Raw genomic sequence first — 5,122 nt, 5'->3', positions numbered from 1 at the left:
TAATTACCGGTAAAAGAAATTTTGGAAGTTTATTTGGTGTAACAGCTCACGAAATGGCACACACTTGGTTTCAGTTTTTGTTAGCAACTAACGAAAGCAAACATTCTTGGATGGATGAAGGTTTTACAAGTTATATATCTGGTAAAGCATCTGCAGAAATTATGAAAAGAGGAGGTAAAAACCCAAATGCAGGACCTTACAGAGGCTATAATTATATGGTTCAATCTGGTACAGAAGAGGTGTTAACAACCCATTCAGACAGATTTAATACAAATAGAGGCTATAGTTTTGCAGCCTACGGAAAAGGAAGTATGTTTTTAGCACAATTAGAATACATTATTGGCGAAGAAAATACAGCAAAAGGGCTTAAAAAATATTTTACAGATTTTAGTTTTAAACATCCAACACCAAATGATGTAAAACGCTCTATGGAAAAAGTTTCTGGTATTCATTTAGATTGGTATTTAAATGAATGGACGCAAACTTTACACACCATAGATTACGGTATTAAATCTGTAGTTGATAAAACGATTACTTTAGAAAGAATCGGACAAATGCCAATGCCAATAGATTTAGAGGTTACTTATACAGATGGTTCTAAAGAGAATTTTAATATTCCTTTAAGAATGATGAGAGGTCACAAACCAACAAAAGCAACCGTTTTAGAAGATTGGGGTTGGGCAATGCCAAACTATTCTTTTAAAGCTTCTAAAACCGTAAAATCTGTAGAAATTGATACCACAAAATTAATGGCAGACGTTAATTTAGATAATAATGTATTTGGTAAAAATTAGGATATCAATTCTTAAAAAAAAGCGAAGTTTTAAACTTCGCTTTTTTTTTGAATAAACTTTTTAAAATTTTAATGAATAAACTCTTCTATTCTTTCATTAGGGATAAAGCCTTTTAACATCAGTAAAAAACCAAATACTATTAAAATAACCCCCATTATTTTTTTTACTTTATAAATTACAAAGGGCGTCATTTTACTTTTTAATTGCTTTGCAAGTACAATTTTAATAATATCTGTTGTAAAATATCCAAGAATGATGACACCAAAATAAGAAAAAATTGCATTTTGATTCATATCTAAAGTAGGACCAATTACTAAAATAGTGCCCAGCCAAAATGCCAAAACACCAATATTAATAAAGTTTAAAAAAAAGCCTTTAAAAAATAGTTTTAAGTAGTTGTTTTTTATGGGGACTTCTACAATTTTAGAGGTTTCTATAGCGTCTTTTTTATTAGATTTATCTAGGTAAGTTATTACACCATAAATAATTAAAACGAGGCCTCCGATAAAAAAAAGTCTTGGGTCGTCTTTTATTTTTTCTAATAAAGATCTACTGCCATAATAGGCAATTAGTATAAAAGAAATATCGCCTAAAATAACCCCTATATCAAAAGCAATGGCTGCTCTTGCACCTTTTAAAATGCTGGTTTGTATCAGCATAAAAAAAACAGGTCCTATCATAAAAGCCATGAAAAAACCTATTAGAAAAGCATTTTTAAAGTCGTAAAAATCCATATTTAACAAAAATACGGAATTTTACACATCATCAAAATCAATTTTTAATTTTGCGGTGGTAGGATGTGCTTGACAAGTTAACACAAAACCATCTGCAACTTCGCCATCTGTTAAAATAGAATTCTTTGTCATTACAGCATTGCCTTCTGTAACTTTTGCCAAACAAGAACTGCAAACGCCTCCTTGACAAGAGTAAGGTGGGTCTAACTCGTTACGTAGACTTGCTGCCAAAACATTATCTGTTTGAGACATGGTAAAGGTAGTTTCTTCATCATCTAACATTACAGTTATTTCTGTGGTACCTTCTTTAATTTCGGCAACTGCATTTTCATCTTCAGTAACTGTAAATAGCTCGAAATAAATATTTTCATCAGTAAAATTAGCTTCTTTTAAAGTATTAGAAACGGTATGTATCATTTCTTCTGGGCCACACAAAAAGGCAGCATCAAAAGAAATATCTTTGTATTTATTTTTGATAAAAAAGTTGGTAAAAGGTTTGTCTATTCTACCAAACAACATGTTTTCTTGTTGTTCTCTACTACAAACAAATTCTAAGTTAAAATTATCGTATTCAATGTCTAGATCCAATAAGTCATCATAAAAAATAGTGTCTGCAATAGATTTGTTTCCATACACCAATGTAAAAGTAGCATTTGGTTGATTTTCTAAAACCGTTTTTACCATCGATAAAATTGGTGTAATACCAGAACCTGCAGCAAATGCAATATAGTTTTTATTCGCTTCTGGTTTTAGCTGAAATCTACCTTCTGGAGCAGAAATTTCAATTTCGTCACCAACTTTTAAATCTGAGGTTGCATAAACAGAAAAAGTACCATTTTCTACTTTTTTTACGGCTACTCTAATTTCGCCACTTTTTGGTGTAGAGCAAATAGAATATGCTCTTCTTAGCTCTTCACCTTTAATTACTTTTTGAAGCGTAATATATTGGCCTGCTGTAAAATTAAATTCTGATTTTAGATTTTCGGGAATGTTAAAAACAATAGAAACCGCGTTTGCGGTTTCTTGTTTTATTTCTTGTATGGTTACTTTATGAAATGTTGCCATTTTATATTTTTTTTGAAAATTTTTAGATTCGTTGGTTAAATTGCATTTCGCTTAAAATGATAAATAATAAATCATTTTTACCTTCAAGAGAAATCTAAAAAATTATACTAAATTCTTATCAATTAAATACTGTGCAATTTGAACAGTATTTGTTGCAGCACCTTTTCTAAGGTTATCAGCAACAATCCACAAATTTAAGGTATTTTCTTGAGATTCGTCACGTCTAATTCGCCCAACAAATACTTCATCTTTATTGTGCGCATTAATTGGCATTGGGTAAACGTTGTTGGCTAAATCATCCTCTACAATAACTCCTGGAGTTTCATTTAAAATTTGACGTACTTCAGCCAAATCAAAATCATTTTCGAACTGAACATTTACAGCTTCAGAATGTCCACCAGCTGTAGGAATTCTAACAGCAGTTGCAGTCACAGAAAAAGAATCGTCTCGTAAAATTTTCTTTGGTTCTTTTACTAGTTTCATTTCTTCTTTGGTGTAGCCATTTTCTAAGAAAATATCACAATGAGGTAAAGCATTTCTACCAATTTTATGTGGATAAGCCATTTCGCCCTCAATACCAGCTTCTTCATTATCTAATTGCTGTACTGCTTTTACACCTGTTCCAGAAACAGACTGATAGGTAGAAATAACCACACGTTTCATTTTATACTTGATATGTAAAGGTGCCAAAGCCATTACTAACTGAATGGTAGAACAGTTTGGATTTGCAATAATTTTATCATCGGCAGTTAAAACATCACCATTAATTTCTGGTACAACCAATTTTTTTGTTGGATCCATTCTCCAAGCAGAAGAATTATCTATGACTGTAGTACCAACTTCTGCGAATTTTGGAGCCCATTCTAAAGAAGTATCTCCACCAGCAGAAAATAATGCTACATCTGGTTTTAAGCTTACAGCATCTTGTAAAGTAACTATGGTATAGTCATTTCCTTTATAAGATAATTTTTTACCAGCAGATCTTTCTGAAGCTACAGGAATTAATTCTGTAATTGGTAAATTACGTTCTTCTAAAACTTTTAACATTACTGTGCCAACCATTCCCGTTGCGCCAACTACTGCTATTTTCATCAGTTTAAATATTTTTTTTATTGATGCTGCAAAGATGCTAACAAAATAAATGCAAACCTTTTTTTTATTAAATATTTACCAAAATAATTTGTAATGTTTAAATTTCAACAAGTTGATATAATTTCTAAATAAAAAACCTTTCAATAATTTTTACTGAAAGGTTTCTGTTGTTGATAACTCAAATAGCTTAAGAAGCCATACTTAACTTGTGCTTTTTTAAATTTTGAGATTTGTTGATTGAGATTTTCATTAAAATGGATATTATTAAAGCTACCACAAATAAACCAGCAAATATGATTAAGGTGGTGTCTAAAGAGCCTGTTTTTTCTTTTACCAAATCGTAAATTGTTGGACCTATAACACCTGCTAAACCCCAAGCAGCTAAAACCATTCCGTGAATTGCACCTAATTGTTTAGTGCCAAATAAATCTCCCAAAAACGCTGGTAGCATTGCAAAACCACCTCCATACATGGTAATTACTGTAAATAAAATGATTAAGAATACACTTTCTACACCAATTTTTGGTAAGAAATAAAACGCTAAAATCTGGAAAGCAAAAAAGATAATAAAGGTATTTGCACGTCCTAAATAGTCAGATAAAGAAGACCAAGTAATTCTACCCAAACCATTAAAAACTCCTATAAAACCAACAATTGCTGCTGCTTGCATGGGTGTGTAACTCAATTTTTCTTGCATCATTGGGCTCGCTGCAGAAATAATGGCAATACCACAAGCTATATTGATAAACATCATCAGCCAGATATAATAAAAACGTGTCGATTGTAAGGATTCGTTGGCAGTAATATTGGATAAATCTTCTTTAATTAATTTTCCTTCTCCTTCATTATATCCTTCAGGAGCATAGCCTTCAGGAGGTCTTTCTATATATCTTGCAGATGATAAAATTAACACCATATAAATAACACCCAATACATAGAATGCATTAGAAACACCTACTGTATCAAATAATTTAGCCATAACAGGACCAAAAATTAAGGCTGCAAAACCAAAGCCCATAATTGCCATTCCTGTAGCCAAACCACGTTTGTCTGGAAACCATTTTACCAGCGTACTTACAGGTGTTATATACCCTAAACCTAAGCCAATACCACCAATAACTCCATAACATAAATAAAATAGCCATAAAGATTCTATTTGAACTGCCAAACCAGCACCTAAAATACCTACACCATAAAAAATACCTGCCGTGGTTCCGCTAATTTTTGGACCTACTTTTTCTACCCATCTTCCTAAAAATGCAGCAGATAAACCTAATAATAAAATAGCAATTTTAAAAGCCCATTTTATCACACTTCCTTCTACTTCAAATACATCTTTTACGGGGTTTGTCATTACAGAATAAGCATATACAGAGCCAATAGAAATATGGATTCCTACTGCTGATGCTGCAATGAGCCATCTGTTTTTTAATTTTT

At 31.7% G+C, this 5,122-nt stretch carries 5 protein-coding genes; 1 reads left to right on the top strand and 4 read right to left on the bottom strand.

From position 1 onward, the window contains the following. Positions 1-794: M1 family aminopeptidase (locus ACTG3S_RS02710; RefSeq protein WP_439127840.1), on the top strand; the 794-nt coding region annotated here is incomplete at its 5' end. 68 nt (positions 795-862) lie between these two features. Here ACTG3S_RS02710 and ACTG3S_RS02705 read toward each other — a convergent pair. The 4 genes from ACTG3S_RS02705 to ACTG3S_RS02690 form a co-directional block, all read right to left on the bottom strand. Beyond that, positions 863-1,528 carry a LysE family translocator gene (locus ACTG3S_RS02705; protein WP_439127839.1) on the bottom strand — a complete coding sequence of 222 codons (666 nt, stop codon included), beginning with the start codon at positions 1,526-1,528 and terminating at the stop codon, positions 863-865. 21 nt (positions 1,529-1,549) lie between these two features. Next, entirely contained in the window at positions 1,550-2,593 is a 1,044-nt protein-coding gene (locus ACTG3S_RS02700; protein ID WP_439127838.1) for a 2Fe-2S iron-sulfur cluster-binding protein, read from the bottom strand. 102 nt (positions 2,594-2,695) lie between these two features. After that, a complete protein-coding gene (locus tag ACTG3S_RS02695; RefSeq protein ID WP_439127837.1) occupies positions 2,696-3,685 on the bottom strand; it encodes an aspartate-semialdehyde dehydrogenase in 990 nt (329 codons plus the stop codon). A gap of 187 nt (positions 3,686-3,872) precedes the next feature. Beyond that, the coding region (locus tag ACTG3S_RS02690) for an L-lactate MFS transporter (protein WP_439127836.1) at positions 3,873-5,122 on the bottom strand (1,250 nt) is incomplete at its 5' end.

The sequence above is a fragment of the Polaribacter sp. genome (genome assembly GCF_965656025.1).
Classification (GTDB): domain Bacteria; phylum Bacteroidota; class Bacteroidia; order Flavobacteriales; family Flavobacteriaceae; genus Polaribacter.
This window is presented reverse-complemented; position numbering and strand designations above follow the sequence as displayed.